Source organism: Cobetia sp. BL01, assembly GCF_056493605.1.
Genome location: NZ_JBVBEE010000010.1, coordinates 101,694 through 120,900, shown reverse-complemented (window position 1 = coordinate 120,900; position 19,207 = coordinate 101,694). Strand labels below are relative to the sequence as shown.

Annotated in this window: 17 protein-coding genes; 11 read left to right on the top strand and 6 right to left on the bottom strand. The window is 63.5% G+C overall.

The window, feature by feature from the left end; translation table 11 throughout:
* Positions 1-446: 446 nt before the first annotated feature.
* Positions 447-1,655, bottom strand: a complete 1,209-nt coding sequence (gene tyrS, locus ACZYGA_RS15225) for a tyrosine--tRNA ligase (protein ID WP_479399512.1) — start codon at positions 1,653-1,655, stop codon at positions 447-449.
* Between the two features lie 183 nt (positions 1,656-1,838).
* On the opposite strand from tyrS, the gene ACZYGA_RS15220 reads away from it, so the two are divergent.
* Positions 1,839-2,996, top strand: coding sequence for an anhydro-N-acetylmuramic acid kinase (locus ACZYGA_RS15220; protein WP_479399510.1), 1,158 nt, complete (start codon positions 1,839-1,841; stop codon positions 2,994-2,996).
* Between the two features lie 106 nt (positions 2,997-3,102).
* Here the strand turns inward: ACZYGA_RS15220 and ACZYGA_RS15215 are convergent, their stop codons facing one another.
* Complete coding sequence (locus ACZYGA_RS15215) at positions 3,103-4,257, bottom strand: PilT/PilU family type 4a pilus ATPase (protein WP_077379436.1); 1,155 nt, start codon at positions 4,255-4,257, stop codon at positions 3,103-3,105.
* Positions 4,258-4,461: 204 nt separating this feature from the next.
* Entirely contained in the window at positions 4,462-5,493 is a 1,032-nt protein-coding gene (locus tag ACZYGA_RS15210; protein ID WP_479399509.1) for a type IV pilus twitching motility protein PilT, read from the bottom strand.
* 195 nt (positions 5,494-5,688) lie between these two features.
* On the opposite strand from ACZYGA_RS15210, the gene ACZYGA_RS15205 reads away from it, so the two are divergent.
* The 6 genes from ACZYGA_RS15205 (at position 5,689) to ACZYGA_RS15180 (ending at position 11,025) form a co-directional block, all read left to right on the top strand.
* A complete protein-coding gene (locus tag ACZYGA_RS15205) occupies positions 5,689-6,441 on the top strand; it encodes a YggS family pyridoxal phosphate-dependent enzyme (RefSeq protein WP_077379440.1) in 753 nt (250 codons plus the stop codon).
* 194 nt (positions 6,442-6,635) lie between these two features.
* Complete coding sequence (proC, locus tag ACZYGA_RS15200) at positions 6,636-7,478, top strand: pyrroline-5-carboxylate reductase (RefSeq protein WP_479399507.1); 843 nt, start codon at positions 6,636-6,638, stop codon at positions 7,476-7,478.
* A 169-nt stretch (positions 7,479-7,647) separates the two neighbouring features.
* Positions 7,648-8,226, top strand: a complete 579-nt coding sequence (locus ACZYGA_RS15195) for a YggT family protein (protein ID WP_077379444.1) — start codon at positions 7,648-7,650, stop codon at positions 8,224-8,226.
* 268 nt (positions 8,227-8,494) lie between these two features.
* Positions 8,495-9,688, top strand: coding sequence for a homoserine O-succinyltransferase MetX (gene metX, locus ACZYGA_RS15190; protein WP_077379977.1), 1,194 nt, complete (start codon positions 8,495-8,497; stop codon positions 9,686-9,688).
* The gene (metW, locus tag ACZYGA_RS15185) at positions 9,681-10,295 is read left to right on the top strand and encodes a methionine biosynthesis protein MetW (RefSeq protein ID WP_077379447.1); all 615 of its coding nucleotides are present in this window, start codon (positions 9,681-9,683) and stop codon (positions 10,293-10,295) included. The genes metX and metW overlap by 8 nt, the downstream gene beginning before the upstream one ends.
* Positions 10,296-10,530: 235 nt before the next feature.
* Positions 10,531-11,025 (top strand): acyl-CoA thioesterase, encoded by a 495-nt coding sequence (locus ACZYGA_RS15180; protein ID WP_077379450.1) that lies wholly within the window; start codon positions 10,531-10,533, stop codon positions 11,023-11,025.
* 156 nt (positions 11,026-11,181) lie between these two features.
* Here ACZYGA_RS15180 and ACZYGA_RS15175 read toward each other — a convergent pair whose 3' ends face one another.
* Positions 11,182-12,243: a ChaN family lipoprotein gene (locus tag ACZYGA_RS15175; protein WP_479399506.1), complete on the bottom strand. Its 1,062-nt coding sequence runs from the start codon at positions 12,241-12,243 to the stop codon at positions 11,182-11,184.
* A gap of 200 nt (positions 12,244-12,443) precedes the next feature.
* Between ACZYGA_RS15175 and ACZYGA_RS15170 the strand changes: the two genes are divergently transcribed.
* Positions 12,444-12,818 carry a Rieske (2Fe-2S) protein gene (locus tag ACZYGA_RS15170; RefSeq protein WP_176493777.1) on the top strand — a complete coding sequence of 125 codons (375 nt, stop codon included), beginning with the start codon at positions 12,444-12,446 and terminating at the stop codon, positions 12,816-12,818.
* A gap of 33 nt (positions 12,819-12,851) precedes the next feature.
* Here the strand turns inward: ACZYGA_RS15170 and ACZYGA_RS15165 are convergent, their stop codons facing one another.
* Positions 12,852-13,718 carry a DNA/RNA nuclease SfsA gene (locus tag ACZYGA_RS15165; RefSeq protein WP_479399504.1) on the bottom strand — a complete coding sequence of 289 codons (867 nt, stop codon included), beginning with the start codon at positions 13,716-13,718 and terminating at the stop codon, positions 12,852-12,854.
* On the bottom strand, positions 13,718-14,902 hold the full coding sequence (locus ACZYGA_RS15160; protein ID WP_084209477.1) for an aminotransferase class I/II-fold pyridoxal phosphate-dependent enzyme: 1,185 nt from the start codon (positions 14,900-14,902) through the stop codon (positions 13,718-13,720). Before ACZYGA_RS15160 ends, ACZYGA_RS15165 begins: the two co-directional genes overlap by 1 nt.
* A gap of 275 nt (positions 14,903-15,177) precedes the next feature.
* Here ACZYGA_RS15160 and dksA point away from each other — a divergent pair, with 275 nt between their 5' ends.
* The 3 genes from dksA to ACZYGA_RS15145 all read left to right on the top strand — a co-directional run bounded on the left by dksA (position 15,178) and on the right by ACZYGA_RS15145 (position 18,294).
* Positions 15,178-15,615, top strand: a complete 438-nt coding sequence (gene dksA / locus ACZYGA_RS15155; RefSeq protein WP_077379460.1) for an RNA polymerase-binding protein DksA — start codon at positions 15,178-15,180, stop codon at positions 15,613-15,615.
* A gap of 136 nt (positions 15,616-15,751) precedes the next feature.
* Entirely contained in the window at positions 15,752-16,666 is a 915-nt protein-coding gene (gene gluQRS / locus ACZYGA_RS15150) for a tRNA glutamyl-Q(34) synthetase GluQRS (RefSeq protein WP_479399502.1), read from the top strand.
* Positions 16,667-16,794: 128 nt separating this feature from the next.
* Positions 16,795-18,294: a sigma-54-dependent transcriptional regulator gene (locus tag ACZYGA_RS15145; protein ID WP_136939432.1), complete on the top strand. Its 1,500-nt coding sequence runs from the start codon at positions 16,795-16,797 to the stop codon at positions 18,292-18,294.
* Positions 18,295-19,207 lie beyond the last annotated feature (913 nt).

The following is a 19,207-nucleotide window of genomic DNA, read 5'->3' as shown; positions in this document are numbered from 1 at the left end:
TTGAGAAGTCAAGCACTTGATGATGAGTCATTCGACTGCCTCTAAGCATCATCCAGCGGTGAGGAGCGTTGCTCGATCACCTGTTCCGTAAGGAGTGCGGCGTATTCTAGCGAATCGCCCGGGATTGTCAATCGATGATTTGGAAGAGGACTTCAAAAACATCAAATAAAACAATCACTTGCAAACCTCTTTCACCGCTGGTAACGCCATGCGTCCCCGGCAGCGGATGCGTACTTTACGCACGAACCGGCGTGAGCACAAGGGCTTTTTCCACCGATTGTCATTTTGAGGACATGCGGGCGACACCTTTTCCCTTATCACCTCTTCTTGCTCCTTTGGCCTCGTCTCGCCGTCGCTTGCTGACACCTTTCTTCCCTGGCCAGAAACACATTCGGCCCCGCCAGAAATGGCGGGGCCGAATGGTCGGTCAGACATCTCGCGTCGGATCAGCGAGTCACCGTCACACGTGCGTAGCGCTTCTTGCCAGCCTGGATGACGATGGCCGTATCGAAAGGCGCCATGTAGGAAGGCTCGATCACGTCTCCATCGACTTTCACGCGACCATTCTTGAGCATGTCCTTGGCCTGGGCGCTGTTGTTGGCCAGACCTGAACGATTGAGCACGGCGGCGATCGGCGCGACCTCTGCCCCTTCAAGGCTCACGGTGACATCCGGCATGTCCGCCGGCAGCTCACCTTCTGCCAGCTGGTTGCCACTGGAGAGGTGAGCCGTGGCAGCCGCCTCTTCATCGTGGAAACGCGCCACCAGTTCCCGAGCCAGCTCCATCTTGATGTCGCGCGGATTGGCGCCATTCTCGATGCTGGCCATCAGCACCTTCACTTCCTCCATGGGGCGCAGCGAGAGCAGCTCGAAGTAACGCCACATCAGCGAGTCCGGCATGGAGACGATCTTGTTGAACATCTCGCCCGGACGGTCATTGATACCGATGTAGTTGCCCAGCGACTTGGACATCTTCTGCACGCCATCCAGACCTTCGAGGATCGGCATGGTGATCACGACCTGCGGCTCCTGGCCACGCTGGCGTTGCAGCTCACGGCCCATCAGCAGGTTGAACTTCTGATCGGTACCGCCGAGTTCGATATCCGCCTCCAGCGCCACGGAGTCATAGCCCTGGATCAGTGGATAGAGGAACTCGTGAATGGAGATCGGCTGGTTGCCGGTGTAACGCTTGTCGAAATCATCGCGCTCGAGCATGCGAGCCACCGTGCTGGAAGCCGCCAGTTCAATCATGTCGCTGGCAGAGAGCTTGCTGATCCATTCGGAGTTGAAGGCGATTCGCGTGCGATCCTTGTCGAGAATCTTGAAGACCTGCTCCTGATACGTCAGGGCATTGGCCTTCACGTCCTCTTCGGTCAGCGGCTTGCGCGTCACGCTCTTGCCGGTCGGATCACCGATGCGTCCGGTGAAGTCCCCGATCAGGAAGATGACCTCGTGGCCAAGATCCTGCAGCTGACGCAGCTTGTTGATCAGCACGGTATGCCCGAGGTGCAGGTCCGGCGCCGTCGGATCGAAACCCGCCTTGACCCTGAGCTTGCGTCCGGACTCGAGCTTCTTGATCAGCTCTTCCTCGACCAGCACCTCATCGGTACCGCGCTTGATGATCTCCAGCGCTTCCACTACTGACTTGTCGCTCATCCTGCCCTCTCTGACCGTTGCTGCTCCCCTCGTAACGGGGCATGTTGGCCGAGAATGTTAGCATGACACGCAGACCATGCACCCCTGCTCTGCCTCTGGCCATGAGGATGCCAACCAGACTTCCGCGACTCGGGGGCGCACGGCAGACTCGCTGACCCACGTTTCACTGCCCGGGAGATCTCCATGGCGCTTTACCTCGGCCTGATGACAGGCACCAGCCTCGACGGCCTCGATGTCGCCCTGCTCGATATCGAACCCCATCAGGCCTGCACTGCGCTGCGCGAGCACATCCGCTTCATCGACGGTCTGGATCTGCCGCTTCCGGAACCCCTGCGCACTCGCCTCTGGCGTCTGATGCACGAGGACCATGCGCATTTTCGTGATCTTGCCGCAGCCGAGCTGGCGCTGGCCGAACTGGCCGCCGACGCGATCCGCCAGCTGCTGTCTCGCCAGCGACTGGAACCGAAAGACATTCGCGCCATCGGCAGTCATGGACAGACCATCGAGCATCGCCCGCATGGCTTCAGCGATCAGCCCTGTCAGACGCCTTACACCCTGCAGCTCGACAACCCCAGCCTGCTGGCCGAGCTGACCGGCATCCCCGTGGTGGCAGACTTCCGCCGCAGGGATCTGGCGGCCGGTGGGCAGGCAGCGCCTCTGGCGCCGGCATTTCACTCAGCGCTGTTCGCTCAGCCAGACCAGTGGCGGGGACTGCTGAACCTGGGGGGGATCGCGAACCTGACATTGCTCCCGCCACTGGACTCGCAGGCGGCAGTGATCGGCTTTGATACCGGCCCGGCCAACTGCCTGCTGGATGCCTGGCATGCACGCCATCAGGGGGCCGCGATTGATCCTCAGGGCAGCTGGGCCGCCAGCGGCCATGTCATCGAGGAGCTGCTGGATCGTCTGCTCAGCGCGAATTACTTCACTCGACCGCTGCCGAAGAGTACCGGACGCGAGGACTTCCATCTCGGCTGGCTGGAGCAGCACCTGACAGGCAGCGAGGCCCCTGTCGATGTGCAGGCCACCTTGCTGAGTCTGACGGTAGAGAGCATCGCGCGTGCACTTGAGCATACCGGCGTATCACTGGCGGGACTGACACCCTGTGGTGGCGGAGCGCGCAACACCGCCCTGATGGCCGCGCTCGAACAGCGCCTTGCGCATGCAAGCCACCCCACCGGCCTGACCACCTGCGCCTCGCTTGGCTGGAATGCCGATCTCCTCGAAGCCAGCGCCTTCGCGTGGCTGGCCGCCCGCAGAGTGCTGGAGCGCCCCGGCAATCTCGTCAGCGTGACGGGAGCACGCGGCCCCAGAGTCCTGGGGGGCCTCTACGCACGCTGACCCATCGCGCGCAGACATGAAAAAGCCGCGCTCCTGGCAAAACAGAAGCGCGGCTTCGTCGAGTACCTGAGACATCTACCGTCGCAGGCCAGATTCTCCACGGACTTCAGCCATCGTCGTCCTGCAGCGAGAAGCGACTGGCGGCATTCATCACATCCAGTTGCGCTTCCTGAGCACTGTCGGAATCGCCGAACTTGATCATCAGACGCAGGTCATTGGCGGAATCGGCATGCGCCAATGCCACCTCCTCGGTGATCAGGTCCTGCTGATGCAACGCATAGAGCGATTGATCGAAGGTCATCATGCCCTGTTGCTGGGAGCGCTTCATCACGTCCTTTATCTCCACCACCGCCCCCTTGCGGATCAGATCGACGATCAGCGGCGAGCGCAGCATCACCTCGATGGCCGGCACTCGCTGTGCGCCATTGCCACTCTTGTGAGGCAGCAGCTGCTGGGCCACGATGCCCTTGAGATTCAGTGACAGGTCCATCCATACCTGTTCGTGACGCTCTTCCGGGAAGAAATGGATGATGCGATCCAGCGCCTGGTTGGCGTTGTTGGCGTGCAAGGTCGCCAGACACAGGTGACCGGTTTCCGCAAAGGTCAGCGCATGCTCCATGGTCTCACGCGAACGGATCTCGCCGATCATGATCACGTCCGGCGCCTGGCGCAGCGTGTTGCGCAGCGCCACCTCGAAGGACTCGGTGTCGATCCCCACTTCGCGCTGGGTCACGATGGAGCGCTGATGGGGATGGATGTACTCGATCGGATCCTCGATGCAGATGATATGGCCACTCGAGGTCTGGTTGCGGTGCTGGATCATCGAGGCCAGCGAGGTCGACTTGCCGGCACCCGTGCCCCCGACGAAGATCACCAGACCACGCTTGGTCTCCGAGAGACTCTTGATGATTTCCGGCAGGCGCAGTTCTTCCAGGCTGGGAATCGACAGCTGGATGCGACGGATGACCATGCCCATCTGGCTACGCTGATAGAAGGCGCTGATCCGGAAACGCCCCACCCCCGGCAAACTATGGGCAAAATTGGCCTCACGCTCCTGTTCGAAGCGCTCTCGCTGCATGTCGCTCATCGGCGCAAGCACCAGTTCTCGCACCTGATCGACACCGAGCTTCTTGTCACCCAGCGCCGCCATTCGCCCATTGACCTTCATCTGCGGCGGAGTCCCCGTCGAGATGAAAAGATCCGAGCTGCCCTTGCTGACCATCAACTGCAGGAGTTCCTGCAGCCATTCATGAGGAGTCATGAGCCGTGTCCCGATCCACTCTGTGAAGTCACATTCAAACTACGGTTTTATTATCGTTTATCGCAACGACCATCCGTCCCGACGAAGACAACGCCCGTGATGGTCTTCAGGCGTGCCGTCTCGCCTGTCTCGACCTGGATTCGGCCATGGGCATTGCCCTGTCACTGATGTCGTCTGGCAACACCACTGCACGGCCGTCGCGCACTATCCCAGCAGCCCCTTGGCCTTCGCTTGCGCGTCTTCGCTGGTCACCAGCCCCTCGGCCAACAGTCGCGTCAGCGCCGAATCCAGCGTCTGCATCCCCAACGCACCACCTGTCTGGATGGAGGAATACATCTGCGCCACCTTGTCCTCACGGATCAGGTTGCGGATGGCAGGAGTGGCAAGCATGATCTCGTGCGCTGCCACGCGCCCGCCGCCCACCTTCTTGAGCAGCGTCTGCGCGATGACCCCTTGCAGGGATTCGGACAGCATCGAACGCACCATCGCCTTCTCTTCGCCCGGGAAGACGTCGATGATGCGGTCGACGGTCTTGGTCGCCGAGGTGGTGTGAAGGGTGCCGAAGACCAGGTGCCCGGTCTCGGCGGCCGTCAGTGCCAGACGGATGGTCTCGAGATCTCGCAGCTCGCCGACCAGAATGACGTCCGGGTCCTCACGCAGTGCCGAACGCAGAGCCAGCGCGAAGCCGTGGGTATCACGATGCACTTCACGCTGGTTGACCAGGCAACGCTTGGACTGGTGGACGAACTCGACCGGGTCCTCGATGGTGAGAATGTGGTCGTACTTGTTCTCGTTGATGTAATCGATCATTGCCGCCAGCGTGGTCGACTTGCCCGACCCCGTCGGACCGGTGACCAGAATCAGGCCACGCGGCAGCATGCACATCTTGCGAAACGCCTCGCCGAGACCCAGATCTTCCATCGTCAGCACTTCCGACGGGATGGTACGGAAGACGGCACCCGCCCCCCGCCCCTGGTGGAAAGCATTGACACGGAAGCGCGAGACGCCCGGCACCTCGAAGGAGAAATCCGTCTCGAGAAACTCCTCGAAGTCGCGACGCTGCTTGTCGTTCATGATCTCGTAGATCAGCGCACGCACCTGCTTGTCATCCATCGAAGGGACGTTGATGCGTCGTACGTCACCATCGACGCGAATCATCGGTGGCAGGCCGGCGGACAGGTGCAGATCCGATGCGTTCTGTTTTGCCGAAAAAGCCAGCAGTTCGGTAATATCCATGCAGATCCCTCGCGAAGACCGAAGCTCTTGTACCAACGAGTCCCGTGGACTCGGGTGTAAGTGTGATGTGGCTCTTCAGCAGATGGTGCGGTGGATATCATGACGAACGCCCTATCCAGCCCATACTACCGGTGGCGCCCACGACGCCGAGCCATCAACCGTGAAGATATTTCGCAAATTCTGGAGCCGAGCCGCATGACTGCAGTCCCCGACGACGAAGCTTGTGTTACTCAGTGTATCCTAGAGGCCCGTGCGCGGCTGGAAAAGGCACTGCTGGCAAGTAAACGCAACGTAGAGGCAGCCCGAATACTGGCGGTGAGCAAGACCAAGCCCGACCGGATGATTCGTGCTGCCTGGCGCAATGGCCAGCGGGCCTTCGGCGAGAACTATCTGCAGGAAGCGCTGGACAAGCAGCAGGCGCTGTCGGACCTCACCGATATCGAATGGCACTTCATCGGCCCCATCCAGTCCAACAAGACCCGCGCGATTGCCGAACACTTCTCTTGGGTACATGCCGTCGAGCGTGAGAAGGTGGCTCGCAGATTGAGCGAGCAACGCCCCGAGACCCTGCCGCCACTCGACATCTGTCTGCAGGTGAACGTCTCCGGCGAGGCCACCAAGGCAGGCGTCACACCCGAGGAATTGATTGCCCTGGCCGAGACGGTGCTGGCACTGCCCAACCTGCGACTGCGAGGCCTGATGGCGATTCCCGCCCCCGCCTCATCCGAGGCTGACCTGCAGGAAAGGCAGGCGCCCTTCAGGACACTGCGCGTATTGCTGGAGCAGCTGCAGGCTCGCTTCCCCGCGGCCCGCTACCCTCAGGCCAAGCTCGACACCCTGTCCATGGGCATGAGTGGTGATCTCGAGGCCGCCGTCGCCGAAGGCGCGACGCTGGTCCGTCTCGGCACGGCCCTCTTCGGAGCGCGTGACTATTCCAGCGCCCACTGAGGCCACTCACTGACGCCGCCCGCACACGATTCACGCACGCCACTGACGCATGCGCAGCCCGCGGACGAGTCACCTCCGACAGCCTCGGACGCACGGTTCACTGCCACGAACGTCACTCTCGCGAAGCAGCCGCGGTAAAGTGCACAGACTCACCGCTCGCCGGTCCATCCCATCCGAACGATCAGGAGCACCGCATGACGCACCAGACCTCCGCCACTCCCCGCACCATCGCCTTCATCGGTGCCGGCAACATGGCCAGCGCCATCTTCGGCGGCATGATCGAGGCCGGCTATCCGGCAGACCGCATCATCGCGACGGCCCGTTCACGCGATACCCTCGAGGCGCTCGAGCAACGCTACGGCGTGACCACGACCCAGGACAACGCTGACGCCGTCGCACGTGCCGATGTCATCGTGCTGGGCGTCAAGCCCCAGATGATGCATGACGTCTGCCAGGCCCTGGCGCCTGCCGTACAGGAGCGCAAGCCGCTGGTCATCTCGGTCGCGGCCGGCATCACCTGCGACAGCCTCGAGCGCTGGCTGGGGGGAGAGCTTGCCATCATCCGCTGCATGCCCAATACCCCCTCGCTGGTGGGCGTCGGTGCCAGCGGCCTCTACGCCACCTCGCGCGTGACCGATGTGCAACGTGCGCTGATGGACGAGATGCTGACCGCGGTCGGTATCGTCGAATGGGTCGAGGAAGAAGGTCTGCTGGAAGCGGTCACCGGGATTTCCGGTTCCGGCCCGGCCTACTTCTTCCTGTTCATCGAAGCGCTTGAAGCCGCCGGTATCGAACTGGGACTGGATGCCGAGACGGCGCGCCGACTGGCGATCCAGACCGGACGCGGCGCCGCGCAGATGGCCTTCACCAGCGAGCACGAGCCGGCAGAGCTGCGTCGCCGTGTCTGCTCGCCGAATGGCACCACCGAACGCGCCATCAACAGCTTCGAGGGAGATGGCCTGCGCGAGATCGTCAGCCGTGCGGCCAAGGCGTCCAGCGCAAGGGCTGCAGAGCTGGCGCGTGAGCTGGACCAGTAACCCCAGTGGCGGGATTGCCACGCCACGAGTGGCAGCGTGCAGAGCGCCTGACTGGCAGCCCACTCGGGAAACCGCCATCATGCTGCGTTCATCTCGGATTGGCATGCTGATGGCATGACACGCCGACACCAGATTCGCGTCCTCAACTCACCGTCTTAAGGAAGGCCCCATGGGTGCTATGGGTAACATCGGACTTCAGCTGGTCACCATCCTGCTGCAACTGTTCGTCTATATACTGATGCTGCGTTTCCTGCTGCAGTTGTCTCGTGCAGATTTCTACAATCCGGTCACCCAGTCGGTGGTCAAGGCGACCAATCCGCTGGTGGCACCGCTGCAGGGCATCCTGCGCCCGCTGGGGCGCTTCGACATCGCCACGCTGGCGGCCGCCTTCATCGTCGTCAGCCTGGTGCTGGTCGCCATCGGCGCGCTGTTCGGCGGCATGCTGCCGATCGGTTTCATCGCGCTGACGGCACTGGGCACCATGCTCGACAGCATCATCAACATCTACTTCTTCGCCTTGATCGCGATGATCATCCTGTCGTGGGTCGCCCCCCAGGCCAACCATCCGGGCGCCATCCTGGTCCATCAGCTGGTGGACCCGATCATGAAGCCGGTACGCAAGGTGATCCCGTCGATCGGCATGCTCGATCTGTCGCCGATCTTCGTGTTCATCGCCCTCAACCTGATCGGCAGTCTGGTCAGTCAGACGCTGCCGACCATCGGCATGCTGCGTAGCGTCTTCGGCTGATACGCACGCTCCTCCCTGCCAGACGTGACATCGCCGCTTCGCGGTGTCCCCCAGGCGCCCGCAACGGAACCTCCGCTGCGGGCGCCTGTGCTTCCTGCCTGTGCCACTGGCTCACGCGCGCCCGACGCTGTGCTAGAGTGATCCCTCGGCCGAAGCCAGAACCACGGTGCACGAGACGCCCAAAAGGCGCATCACCGCGGCTTCGCGCCCCGGACACGGGCTCTGCCCGAACACTCTGCTGGACATGATGCTGGAAACCTTCACCACGATGCCTGATTCCCTTCCCCCGGATTCGGTCGGTCTCGTCACGCCCCGGACTGCCCACTTCGATACACCGCTGGAGCTGGCCTGCGGCAGACGCCTCGAACAGTACTCGCTGGTCTACGAGACCTATGGCGAGCTGAACGCTGATGCCAGCAACGCCCTCCTGATCTGCCACGCCCTGACCGGACACCATCACGCCGCCGGCTACCACGCGATGAGTGATCGCAAGCCCGGCTGGTGGGACGACTACATCGGCCCCGGCAAGCCCATCGATACCTCACGCTTCTTCGTCATCGCGCTGAACAATATCGGCGGCTGTCACGGCAGTACCGGCCCGACCTCGATCAACCCGGAAACGGGCGAACAATGGGGCCCCGATTTCCCGCTGGTGACCGTGCCGGACTGGGTCGAGAGTCAGAAGCGCCTCGCCGAACGTCTCGGCATCACGCGCTTCGCCGCGGTGGTCGGTGGCTCACTGGGCGGCATGCAGGCACTGCAGTGGGCGATGGATCATCCCGAGCGCGTCGGGCACGTCGCCATCATCGCCTGTACCCCCAAGCTCTCGGCGCAGAACATCGCCTTCAACGAAGTCGCGCGCCAGGCCATCCGCTCGGACCCGGAATTCCATGACGGCTGGTACTCACGCGTCGATGCCGTGCCCAAGCGCGGTCTCAAGCTGGCCCGCATGGTCGGTCACATCACCTATCTTTCCGAGCACTCGATGGGGACCAAGTTCGGGCGTGACCTGCGCCAGGACCGCCTCAACTTCGGTTACGACGTCGACTTCCAGGTCGAGAGCTATCTGCGCCATCAGGGCGACACCTTCTCCACCGCCTTCGACGCCAACACCTACCTGCTGATGACCAAGGCGCTCGATTACTTCGATCCCGCCGCCACGGCCGGCGATGATCTGGCCGCGGCCATGGCACCGATCAGCTGCCCGGTACTCGTCGTCAGCTTCACCACCGACTGGCGCTTCGCTCCGTCACGCTCGCGCGAGCTGGTCAACGCCATGATCCATGCCGGCAAGAACGTCAGTTATGCCAACATCGATTCTCCTCACGGCCATGACGCCTTCCTGCTGCCGGGAGAGCGCTATCAGGCAGTGCTGGGCAACTTCCTGACCCGCGCATACGACAAGGCCTGCAACGCAGCCTCTCCCCTGCACACCGCTCCCCAGGAGGCCAGCCATGCGTAACGACCTCGCCCAGATCCACGACTGGATTCCCGAAGGTGGCCGCGTGCTGGATCTCGCCTGTGGGGATGGCACCCTGCTGGCCTCGCTCAAGGAGACCAAGGGGGTATTCGGCTACGGACTGGAGATCGATCCCGACAACATCAGCGCCTGCGTGGCGCGCGGCGTGAACGTCATCGAGCAGAACGTCGATGATGGTCTGGCCAATTTCGCCGATGACACCTTTGATCGCGTGGTGATGTCCCAGGCCCTGCAGGTACTGCGCCGCCCGGACCGTGCGCTGGAAGAGATGATGCGCGTCTCACGTGAAGCCATCATCACCTTCCCCAATTTCGCCTACTGGCGTCACCGCCTGCACCTGGGGCTCAAGGGGCGCATGCCGGTCTCCAAGTCACTGCCGCACGCCTGGTACGACACCCCCAATATCCACCTCTCGACCTTTGCGGATTTCGAGCGGCTGTGTCGTGCCCAGGGCCTCAAGATCATCGACCGCGCAGTCGGCAATGGCGATCACGAGCCACATCCGGCGGCGACCTGGTGGCCGAATCTGTTCGGAGAGGTGGCCATCTTCCGCGTCTGCCGCGACAACTGTCCGCCCGACAAGCGCTGATCACACTCGCCACACCGCCTTTGGAAAGACGGCCGACAGGGAGTCCCTGCCGGCCGTTTCGCGTCATGACGCCGTCAATTCTCCCCGCGCTCTCCCCGCGCCGCGATAGCGTTGCGCTATCCGGGCCATGCACAGACAGTCGCAACTAAAGTCTATATACTTTCGGGGTAAACGCAGCTGAGGATCACGGCTCGCACTTCCGGTGAGGTGCGCCGGCATCCCGAGGAGAGAGTGCATGAACTTCCATACCCGCAAATGGGTCAAGCCCGAAGACCTCAACCCCAACGGCACCCTGTTCGGTGGACGTCTGCTGGCCTGGATCGACGAAGAAGCGGCCATCTACGCCATCGTCCAGCTGGGGACTTCCCGCGTGGTGACGAAGTTCATGTCGGAGATCAACTTCGTCTCCAGTGCGCGCCAGGGCGATATCATCGAGCTGGGCATCACCGCCAGCGCCTTTGGCCGCACGTCCATCTCGCTGTGCGTCGAGATCCGCAACAAGATCACGCGTGAACGCATCCTGACCATCGACCGCATCGTGCTGGTCAGTGTCGATGCCGACTTCAAGCCGGTGCCCCACGGACGCACTCGTATCACGTATATCGAGGATCGCTTCCGCGAGCAGGCCGGCAGCAACGACAGCCAGGCCAATGACGCCGACGGGGATGCCACGCCGCAGAAAGCGGCCCGTCGTCGCGCGGAAGGCCAGGTCGACGTCAAGAGCGGCTGAGCAAAGCCCGGCTGAGCGCAGCCCGACTGAGCGCAGCCCGACTGAGCGCAGCCCGACTGAGCGCAGCCCGACTGAGCGACGCGATGCAAGAACGCAAAAGGCACCTCACAGGAGGTGCCTTTTTTCATGCCAGCGTTGCTCGCCCGGCCCGCTTTCTCAGCCCGGCAGATCCGGCGTGGCGATATCCGCCGCCTCACGCAGTCCCGCGCAGGCATCCTCCGTCTGAGCGACGGCCGGGGTGAACCACACCAGGTCGTACGCCGGGGCCGCCCCCGCACTTTCCGGAAGATAGTCATCGAGCTGGGTCAGCGGCTGACCCTCCTCCCCCCAGGCCACCGGCATCAGTGCGATGGAGAGCGAATCCCGGGTCAGCCAGCGCGGCACGCCGATATCGCGCCGCGCATGGCCACTGCCGGCCACCAGCAACGCCGTGGCATCGCGATTGGCCAGCGCCTCGAGACGCTCCGCCATCTGCTGATCACGCGCCAGCTGGGCACGCAGCAGACCATCCAGGCGCTCTGTCCCCAGCAGACCACAGTGGCCTTCATCCAGCGCCTCGCGCTGCAGCCTCAGCACGGCCTCCGGCAGTGCTGGCGCCGTCTGGTCCTGGGCCATCACCGCGCGCACCTGCTCTCTGGTCAGACTGGCGGACGACAGGGGGGCGCCGCTGTCCAGCACACCACGCAACACGCTCGAGTAATCGGTGAATTTCCAGCGTGCATCCCATGCCAGCAGGCGCATCAGCTCCTCATCCGGCAGGCCCGCCACGGCCAGCGAGGTGCGATTGACCAGTGACAGCGCCGCATCCTGACGGGAATCCAGCATTTCCATTGCCACGCCACCCAACTGACGACGTGCCGCCAGTGCATCGATCAGCCAGCGCTCCAGCAGATGATGATCCGGGTTGTCGTGATGCTCTCCCAGCAGCACCAGCGGATGCGCCTGCGCCCAGTCCACCAGTGCCGCCGGTGACAGGCGTCGATTGCCCTGCGCCACGAGAATGCTGCCCAGCAACGGATGTGAGGCGTCGGGATCATGCCAGGCAGGCAAGGGCGGAAGCGGCCCCGGCGGCGCCTGAGCCGCCTGCAGCGCCCCGCTCCCCAGCAACGAGAGACCGCCGACGCCGGCGACCATGCCAGCCAGCAACTGGCGACGCGTGAGGCCTGCCTGTCCAGCTGGGGCAGGACGGAGGAAGGCGGGACGATGAAATAGCGACATGAAGATAACCAGGCGTGAAGAAAGGCGATAATGGCCAACGGCGACACAGTCCATCGCGCACGGAAGGTCGAGCACTGCCAGCGGCAGCCGAGCATTCCCTGCTGGCCGTCATTGCCCCATGATACCCGATGCGAGCCCCCTGATGTCCGAACGCACCGCGTTCTTCACCAACGCCGCTCGCCCACTCAGAGGAGACCCGCATGACACGCCGCCTGCTCCGCCTGCCACTGCCGGAGCTGCGCATCGGCTGCAGCCTGCCGATCAGGCTCGAGGATGGCCGCCCGGCCATGCTGATCCGGCTGGCCGATGGACTGCACGCCTATCTCGACGCCTGTCCGCACCGCGGCAGCCGCCTGATCGCTGACCCCGCCCACGACGAGCGCGAACACCGCGACCCCTATCTGGACGCCACCGGCGGACTGATCCTGTGTCATCGTCACCAGGCCTGCTTCGAGCCGCAGCAGGGCCTGTGCCTCAGTGGCCCCTGCACGGGGCAGCGACTGACCGCGCTGGACATGACGATCGAGCGGCCTGACGGCTCGCCGGCGCAGCTGGTGCTGAAGAGTCGGCACTGAAGTGCCCCGCGATGATCAGAGTGAGCTCAGGCGTTACCCGCAGAAGCGCGCCTCGTGCAGCGGCAGCACCTCCTTGAGGGTCAACGACGCCTGCCAGAGCGGCTGCCTCGCGTCATCGTGACAGGGCGCCAGTGCGACCTGCATCCTCAGCGCCAGCACCTCGACACCGGCGGCCTGGGCCGCGGCGAAGGCCTCGGCATAGGCCGGGTCCAGGTGAGCCGCCGGCGCGACATCCTCGATGGCATCGTGCGCGACGCAGAACACCAGCACACAGCGATGACCGGCCGCGACCAGCGCGGCAAGACTGGCAAGGTGACGGCGCGCGCGCGTACTGACCGAGTCCGGAAAATACCCATGCCCATCCGACTCACGCAGGGTGAGCTGCTTGACCTCGACATAGATCGAGGCGGCCTGCTCATCGCGCGGCCATAGCTGGAAATCGAGCCGCGAGCGCTCCGCGACCTCACTGCCTGCTGGCATGACCTCGACCCGCGCCTCCCGCTCGATTCGCGCCAGATTCGTCAGCCCTCTCTCACGCAGCGCAGCATGCAGTACAGGCGGGCACTCTGACGAGTCACCCTCCCGCAGGACCGCCTCGACATGCGCATTGGCACGTCCGGTATGCACCGCCACCAAGGCCTCACGCCGACCGCCAGCCCCGGGAGGGTCCAGGGGCAGGCGAATCAGCTCCCAGGTCCAGGCAAGCTTGCGCTTCGGGTTGTTGGACGGTGACAGCCATACCTCACAGCCTTCCACGCACACGGCACGCATCGAGCCGGTATTCGGACAATGCGCCGTCACCACCTCGCCTGCCCGTTCCCCCTCGAGCAGCTCCACTTCAGCGAAGAAGCGCTTGTAGCGCCGGATCAGCCGACCACGATACAACCCTGTCAACTGCATCAGGCAGATGCTCCCGCCGGGGCAGCACGCCGCTCCAGGAAGCGCTCAAGTCTCGTCAGGGCTTCGCGCAGACGCGCCTCATCGGCCGTGAAGGCGATCCGCACATGGCGACGTCCATCTGCCAGCGCGAAATCGGTCCCCGGCGTGATGGCAACGTTCTCTTCCTCCAGCAAGGCACGGCAGAAGGCCTCGCTGTCATGACTCAAGTGCGAGATATCCAGCCAGACGTAGAAGGCGCCCTGCGGGGGAACCGACGGTGCCAGCCCGAGACGTTCGAGTCCGGCCAGCAGCACGCCGCGCCGCGCCTCCAGCACCTGGCGGCGGCGTTCGAGCTCGGCCTCGCACTCCGGCGTGAAGGCCGCCAGCGCCGCATGCTGCGCGGGGGTGGAGGCGGCCAGGAAGACATTCTGCGCCAGGCGCGACAACGGCTCGACCGCCGCTTCCGGCGCCACCAGCCAGCCCAGTCGCCAGCCGGTCATGCCGAAATATTTCGAGAAGCTGTTGATCACGAAGGCATCCGGACACTCCGCCAGCGCCGTATGTGCAGGCACGCCATAGGTCAGGCCCTGATAGATCTCATCGACCAGCAGGTGAGCGTCCCGGGCTCTGCACAGCTCCCCCAGCGCCTGCAGCTCCTGTGGCGACAACACGTGCCCGGTGGGATTGGAAGGAGATGCCACCATCACCGCACGGGTGTTCTCGCGCCAGACCTCATCGGCAAGCTCCGCGGTCAGCTGCCAGCCGCTCTCGGCGCTGACAGGCACCACGTCGAGCTGGGCATCGACCAGCCCCATGAAATGGCGATTGCACGGGTAGGTCGGATCCGCCATCAGCACGCTGTCACCGCGCTCGGCACACAGCAGGGTGGCCAGCAGCAGAGCGCCAGAGGCACCGGGCGTGACGATGATGCGCGAGGGCGAGACCGTGACGCCGTGACGGCGCTGGTAGTCTGCCGCGATGGCGTCGCGCAGCGCGGGCAGGCCACAGGCGGGCGTATAGCGAGTCTGGCCGGCGGCCAATGCCGCCTGGCCGGCCGCGATCACCGGCGCGGGGGTCGGGAAGTCGGGTTCGCCCACTTCCAGATGGATGACATCATGCCCGGCAGCCTCTCGCGCCTGGGCGGCTTCTAGCAGCGTCATCACGCGAAAGGCGGCAACGGATTCAAGACGGCGGGCAAACTGCATGATGGCACTCCTCGTGACGGAAGCTTCATTCTAGGCACCTGCCAAGGCCCATTCCCACCCCCTTTTCACAGGAAAATGCATGTTTGCGTGAACAGGCCTGTTCATGAGCCGGCACAAACTATCGTCGGAGTTCGGTTGCAAACTTGTCATTTTTACGCTAAATAAGCTGATCTTCTCGCGAGGGCAGCAGTCAGGACAGCCCCCTCGCCGTGGCCAAGGAGGCAGTGCAACAGACTGTCGACGGCCCAAGTCACCTTGCGGAATGAGGCGGTCCCATGCCAGTAGCTGAAACCAAGCCGGAAGCGCTTAAGAAATTCACCCCGTACGAGCCGGCAGCGGGTGAAGAGTACATGAACGAGAAGCAGCTAGCGCACTTCCGTCAAATCCTGCTGGACTGGAAACAGGAGCTGATGGAAGAGGTTGATCGCACCGTGCGTCACCTGCAGGAAGATGCCAACAACTACGCGGACCCTGCAGACCGTGCCACTCAGGAAGAGGGCTTCAGTCTCGAACTGAGAACGCGTGACCGCGAGCGCAAGCTGTTGAAGAAGATCAACGAGACCATCGAGAACATCGATGAGGACGATTACGGCTTCTGCGAAGCCTGTGGCGTCGAGATCGGTATCCGCCGACTGGAAGCACGCCCGACCGCGACCCAGTGTGTCGACTGCAAGACACTAGCCGAGCTGAAGGAAAAGCAGCTGGGCCGCTAAGCCCCGCTGTCGGTGAACCGACGGCCCGCCGTCGACCTCATCCCCCATACGGGCACCCTCCTTGGAGCGGTGCCCGTATGCGTTGGGGTCCGGACAGCCAGACATTCCCCCAATCACGGACGCCGGAGCCCTGCCGATGCCCACCGCCTACCGTGGCCGTTTTGCCCCGACCCCCTCTGGCCCACTGCACGCCGGTTCACTGCTGGCGGCCGTGGCCAGCTACCTGGATGCCCGGCATCACGCTGGCCAATGGCTGGTGCGCATCGAGGACATCGACCCACCACGCTGCCCCGCAGGCAGCGCCGACACCATCCTGCGTCAGCTGGAGACCTTCGGGCTGCACTGGGACGGCGCGGTGCGCTATCAGAGTGATCGCCATGCCGCCTACGACGAGGCGCTCGCGAAGCTCAAGGCCACGGGTATCGCCTATCCCTGTGATTGCTCCCGCAAGCAGTGGCGGGACTTCGCGGTCTATCCGGGCTGGTGTCGTGATCGCGATGAGCCACCCGCTGGCGAGCACGCCTGGCGTCTGGACGTGCGAGCGGCGGAGCGCTTCGGTGGAGCCGGTGCCATCGCCGGCTGGCACGATCGCCTGCAAGGCCCGATCCAGCAGGAACTGGCGGCACTCGGCGACGTGGTGCTCAAGCGTCGCGATGGCCTGTGGGCCTATCAGCTGGCCATGGTGGTGGATGACGCCGAACAGGGAATCACCGACGTCGTACGCGGCCTGGACCTGCTCGACAACACGCCCTGGCAACGCCTCCTGCAGGCGTCCCTTGGTCTCCCCACACCGCGCCTGACGCACCTGCCACTGATCACCGCCGACAATGGGCAGAAGCTCTCCAAGCAGAACCTGGCCCCGGCCCTGCCGGTCGATGAAGTCGCCATTCGCCAACTGCTGCATCACACGCTGACGCTGCTCGGGCAGGCACCGCCAGCCGAGCTGGCCACTGCCAGCCCCGCGGAACAACTGGCGCACGCCACGCCACGCTGGTCGCTCGCGAACGTTGGCGCGGCCCAGTCACTGCGCATGGCCACGCCATTTCCATGACGACCAGGCCAGCCACGATTGTCGGATTGCCAGTCCACGGGGAACAGGGGAGACTTTGTACGAGATAGCCAAGGCATCAGCGCCATCTCATTTCTTCACGCACTCCATCAGGCGAGCGATAGCATTCCATGGCCCGGATTCTGATCATCGAAAAGGAAGGTGCCACACGCACTGCCCTTCAGCATCTGCTGGAGCGCGACGGGCACGGCGTGGTGCATGCCAATGGACTTGAAGACGCCTGTCGTCAGAAACCCGGCGAGTTTGCACTGGTCATCTGCGATGTCGCGCTCGCCGGAGAACATGCCAAGCCCGTTCTCGAGGCCAGCCACCCTGCCCCGGTGATCCTGCTGGCGGATCCCCCCAGCCTGCATGGCGCCATCGCCTGCCTGAAAGCCGGCGCCGCGGATTATCTGCCCAGACCCTTCGATCAGGAGGCCTTCGCGCGCAGCGTACGTGAGGCGCTGGCCTTGCCGCGCAACGACGATGCGCCGTCCCCCTCATCGCGCCCCTCCTCTCATTCCGGAGCCACCGGCTCGCAGGTCGAGATGATCGGCCACTGCCGTGCGATGCAGCAGGTCTATACCCGCATCCGCAAGGTGGCCCCCGCGGATGTCACCGTACTGGTACTTGGCGAATCCGGTACCGGCAAGGAACTGGTCGCACGTGCGATCCATCGCCAGAGCGGACGGCATCAGGCACCGCTGATCTGCGTCAACTGTGCCGCCATTCCGGAAACCCTGATCGAATCCGAGCTGTTCGGGCATGAAAAGGGCGCCTTCACCGGCGCGACGAATTCACGCACCGGCCTGATCGAAGCCGCGGATGGCGGCACCCTGTTCCTGGATGAGATCGGGGAACTGCCGCTGGATGCTCAGGCTCGCCTGTTGCGTGTCCTTCAGGAGGGTGAGATACGTCGCGTCGGCGCCATCGAGACGCGCCATGTGGATGTCCGTCTGATCGCGGCCACTCACCGCGACCTGCACCGCCTCTCCGCGACCGGCGAATTCCGCCTGGATCTCTATTATCGCCTCAACGTCATGGAGATTGACCTGCCTGCGCTGCGTGAGCGGGGAGATGACGTGCTGGAGCTGGCCGAACACCTGCTGAAGGGCATCGCGCGCCGGCATGCCCGGGAGGGGATGCGGCTGTCACAGCGTGCGCGCCAGGAAATCCATCAGTACGGCTGGCCCGGCAATGTGCGCGAGCTCGAGAATGCCCTGGAGCGCGGCGTGATCCTGGCAGACCGTCGGATCATCGCCCCGGAAGACCTGGGCCTGCGCGCCGAGCATGTCCTGCGAAGCGATACTGCTGACGGCCGTCCACAGGAGCCCCTCGCCCACCAGCCGCCTCCCGTCACTTCAGCACCGCGTCCGCAGGCTGAAGGTGCCTCTCCGGCACGGGAGACCGCCCCCCCTCGACCCGCGCCTCCCCTCGCCAACCCGACACCGGAAGAGGAAGACCTGTCCCTCGAGGACTACTTCCAGCATTTCGTTCTCGAACATCAGGACCACATGAGCGAAACGGAGCTAGCTCGTCGTCTCGGCATCAGCCGCAAGAATCTGTGGGAACGCCGTCAGCGGCTGGGTATCCCGCGCAAGAAGGCACGCCGTGGCAGCGCGACGTCCTGAGGCATCATCAGGCACATGTCTCCCTCGAGCAGGCGCACGGGCAGGCTGACGATCACCAGCCGACCCGCGGCCCCCCATCCGCATTGCACCAAGCGGGTGCTCGCCCCCACGACTCACCTGGCCGTCTTCGAGACATCAACACTCAAACCCTTCAGGACTCGGCAGGCTGCCTGCCGGCCTCGCTAGACTTTAGTGCCGAATCCATGCCGGAAAACACTTCCCAATCATTAGCTTGCGAGTCACTCCGTTAGACCTTCGCACCAATTGTTACCATCGACCCCAAACAGTGCCCCCATCCAGCGCGGTAATGGCCACGTCAGGTAACACCTCAGCCTCACCTACGCCTCACGTCTCAGCGACCTATGTCTAAATGACTGAATTACGTGTTTTTTTTAAGCTGTGGCACATCCGATGCAATAACACGGTCAAGAAAAAGAACAACCGGAAATACGAAGCGCGCCCAACAACAACAAGATTGCGCAAGGCTTCGAAAACCCTCGACACCAACAACAACAAGATTCGTCGAGCGAGTGACATTGATGATGACAGGCAAGCACGGCCGAGATTCATGGCCGGATGCTGGAGCCACAACAAGAACAAGCGGCCGCACGTCATCATCCGCCGAACCAACAACAACAAGATATCGGCAGTCCGGAATCTACTGACCAGGACGCGACGAATCCGGCCTCGAGTGCCAACAACAACAAGATACTCGACCCCGGATCACCCCCGACCCAACAACAACTCGCGGGGGGAGGCTATTCAGCCGTCGGTGAATGGAAGATTGTTTTGAATACGAGATGGTCACTGAACAGACGGTCAGATAACAACAATAGCTTCATCTGTCTGCGTGATTGGCGACTGTGGTGCGTATTCAAGGCGATGCGCCTTCACGAAAAAGAACATCTGCTCA

Bases quoted from the DNA above. Each gene is read 5' to 3' on its own strand.
- proC (WP_479399507.1), top strand. From the start codon at position 6,636: ATGACGCACCAGACCTCCGCCACTCCCCGCACCATCGCCTTCATCGGT.
- dksA (WP_077379460.1), top strand. From the start codon at position 15,178: ATGCCAGTAGCTGAAACCAAGCCGGAAGCGCTTAAGAAATTCACCCCG.
- ACZYGA_RS15165 (WP_479399504.1), bottom strand. From the start codon at position 13,718: ATGCAGTTGACAGGGTTGTATCGTGGTCGGCTGATCCGGCGCTACAAG.
- metX (WP_077379977.1), top strand. From the start codon at position 8,495: ATGCCTGATTCCCTTCCCCCGGATTCGGTCGGTCTCGTCACGCCCCGG.
- ACZYGA_RS15180 (WP_077379450.1), top strand. From the start codon at position 10,531: ATGAACTTCCATACCCGCAAATGGGTCAAGCCCGAAGACCTCAACCCC.
- ACZYGA_RS15160 (WP_084209477.1), bottom strand. From the start codon at position 14,902: ATGCAGTTTGCCCGCCGTCTTGAATCCGTTGCCGCCTTTCGCGTGATG.
- ACZYGA_RS15145 (WP_136939432.1), top strand. From the start codon at position 16,795: ATGGCCCGGATTCTGATCATCGAAAAGGAAGGTGCCACACGCACTGCC.
- gluQRS (WP_479399502.1), top strand. From the start codon at position 15,752: ATGCCCACCGCCTACCGTGGCCGTTTTGCCCCGACCCCCTCTGGCCCA.
- ACZYGA_RS15220 (WP_479399510.1), top strand. From the start codon at position 1,839: ATGGCGCTTTACCTCGGCCTGATGACAGGCACCAGCCTCGACGGCCTC.
- metW (WP_077379447.1), top strand. From the start codon at position 9,681: ATGCGTAACGACCTCGCCCAGATCCACGACTGGATTCCCGAAGGTGGC.
- ACZYGA_RS15215 (WP_077379436.1), bottom strand. From the start codon at position 4,257: ATGACTCCTCATGAATGGCTGCAGGAACTCCTGCAGTTGATGGTCAGC.
- ACZYGA_RS15195 (WP_077379444.1), top strand. From the start codon at position 7,648: ATGGGTGCTATGGGTAACATCGGACTTCAGCTGGTCACCATCCTGCTG.
- ACZYGA_RS15210 (WP_479399509.1), bottom strand. From the start codon at position 5,493: ATGGATATTACCGAACTGCTGGCTTTTTCGGCAAAACAGAACGCATCG.
- ACZYGA_RS15175 (WP_479399506.1), bottom strand. From the start codon at position 12,243: ATGTCGCTATTTCATCGTCCCGCCTTCCTCCGTCCTGCCCCAGCTGGA.
- ACZYGA_RS15205 (WP_077379440.1), top strand. From the start codon at position 5,689: ATGACTGCAGTCCCCGACGACGAAGCTTGTGTTACTCAGTGTATCCTA.
- tyrS (WP_479399512.1), bottom strand. From the start codon at position 1,655: ATGAGCGACAAGTCAGTAGTGGAAGCGCTGGAGATCATCAAGCGCGGT.
- ACZYGA_RS15170 (WP_176493777.1), top strand. From the start codon at position 12,444: ATGACACGCCGCCTGCTCCGCCTGCCACTGCCGGAGCTGCGCATCGGC.